The organism is Pedobacter sp. 05L430 (assembly GCF_056397585.1).
The window spans coordinates 1-1,895 of sequence record NZ_JBFTNT010000472.1 but is presented as its reverse complement, the minus strand read 5'-3'; the positions used below and the strand labels follow the sequence as shown (position 1 = coordinate 1,895).

Genomic DNA, 1,895 nt, shown 5'->3' with positions numbered 1-1,895 from the left:
CACCAACATGAAAAATATTTCGCCCAGGTTTTGGCGTAGTCACTGTGGTGTTGTGATGCAAGAAAGCCATGTGTTTGATGATACTATTGCCAATAATATAGGTATTGGTGAAGATATTGTAGATAAAGAAAAACTACGAAAGGCAATTGATATTGCCAATATTAAGGAGTTTATAGAAAGCCTGCCTTTGAGTTATAATACTAAGATTGGTAACGAAGGTTTGGGAGTAAGTGGTGGTCAAAAACAACGGATTTTTATTGCAAGGGCGGTTTATAAATCACCCGACTACATCTTTTTTGATGAGGCTACAAGTGCATTAGATGCCAATAACGAAAAGATAATTATAGAAAATTTAGAGCAGTTTTTTAAAGGGAAGACTGCAATTGTTATTGCCCATAGATTGTCTACAGTAAAACATGCAGATAAAATTATTGTATTGGACAAGGGGATGGTTGTAGAAGAAGGCAATCATGCCGAACTGGTGTCAAAAAAGGGAGAGTATTATAGATTAATCAAAAATCAACTGGAACTTGGAAACTAAGAAAGACATATTAGACCAGATAGAACTGCGTTCTGAAAGTGTTCAGGATCTTCTGTCTGAACCACCGCATTGGATGTTTCGTTGGGGAAATGTGATTATTTTTTGTGCGATTTTGATGATTTTGATGATGAGTTATTTGATCAGGTATCCAGAATTTGTGCCCGCCACCATTATCGTAACCTCACAGAATCCTACCGAAAAGGTGGAGGCAAGAACTGATTCCAGGATTGAAAAAATATTCATCAAAGATCATCAAAAAGTGAAGAAAGATGAGGTATTAATGGTTTTACAATCTACAGCAAATTATAAAAATATTCTGGAACTTAAGATGATTGTAGATTCTATTTCTTCAGTTCAACTGTTTTCCTTTCCGGTTCAAAAAATATCAGCTTTTAAATTAGGAGAGCTTCAAAGCGACTACAATGCCTTTGCAAAAGCCTTCCAGGATGAAAAGTTGTTTGCAAAATTTCGCCCCTATGCCCCAGAGCATATTGCTGCCAGCCAGAATATTGCTGAATATAGAGGGCGAATAGTAACCTTAAAACAACAGAAAGATTTGGAACTTGAAAAATTCGAGCTGATAAGAAAAAATTATCAACGCTCACAAAAGCTGTTTAGTCTGAAAGTTATTTCAACAATGGAATTGGAAAGTGAAAGAATTAAATTTTTACAAGCACAGCAAAGTTTAGAAAATATCAATATTTCAATATCTCAAACAGAAGAGGGCATCTCCAATTTTTATAAAACAAAAAGTAGCGCAACAATAAATACCGAAAAAGATAAAATTAATTATGCCTCTCAAACTTTACAGCTGTTTGAACAATTAAGAAAGTCATTAAAACAATGGGAGCAGAGTTACCTGATTGTTTCTTCTACAGAGGGTATTGCAAGTTTTCAGCAGTTTTGGGGAGAAAATCAGTTTATAAAAAGAGGGGATGCGATCTTATCTGTATTGCCCATCAATAATAAAACGCTGATTGGGAAAATGTCAGTCTCAGCAACTAATTCCGGAAAAATTTATTCGGGGGGTAAAGTGCTCATCAAATTGGAGAATTATCCTTATCAGGAATATGGTATTGTAGAAGGAAGAGTGCAAAACATATCTTTGACCCCTGATGCAAAAGGAAATTATTATGTAGATGTTATTCTTCCCAAAGGGCTAAAAACTTCTCATTATAAAAGTCTTATTTTTGATAAAGAGCTTAAAGGCAAGGCCGAAATCGTAACCCAGGATTTAAGGTTAATTGAAAGGGTATTCTATCAGTTCAGAAAACTTTTAAGATACCAGGTTGATTAGAATTGGAGGATCTTGATAAATAATTTTAATGAATGAATAGCACAGTAACCCCTCTTG

Annotated in this window: 2 protein-coding genes; both read left to right on the top strand. The window is 34.8% G+C overall.

The window, feature by feature from the left end; all coding sequences use genetic code 11:
- A partial coding sequence (locus tag AC1DG9_RS26505; protein WP_477635625.1) for an ATP-binding cassette domain-containing protein occupies positions 1 to 541 on the top strand: 541 nt, incomplete at its 5' end.
- The gene (locus AC1DG9_RS26500) at positions 531 to 1,838 is read left to right on the top strand and encodes an HlyD family secretion protein (protein WP_172659970.1); all 1,308 of its coding nucleotides are present in this window, start codon (positions 531 to 533) and stop codon (positions 1,836 to 1,838) included. The genes AC1DG9_RS26505 and AC1DG9_RS26500, both read left to right, overlap by 11 nt.
- Positions 1,839 to 1,895 lie beyond the last annotated feature (57 nt).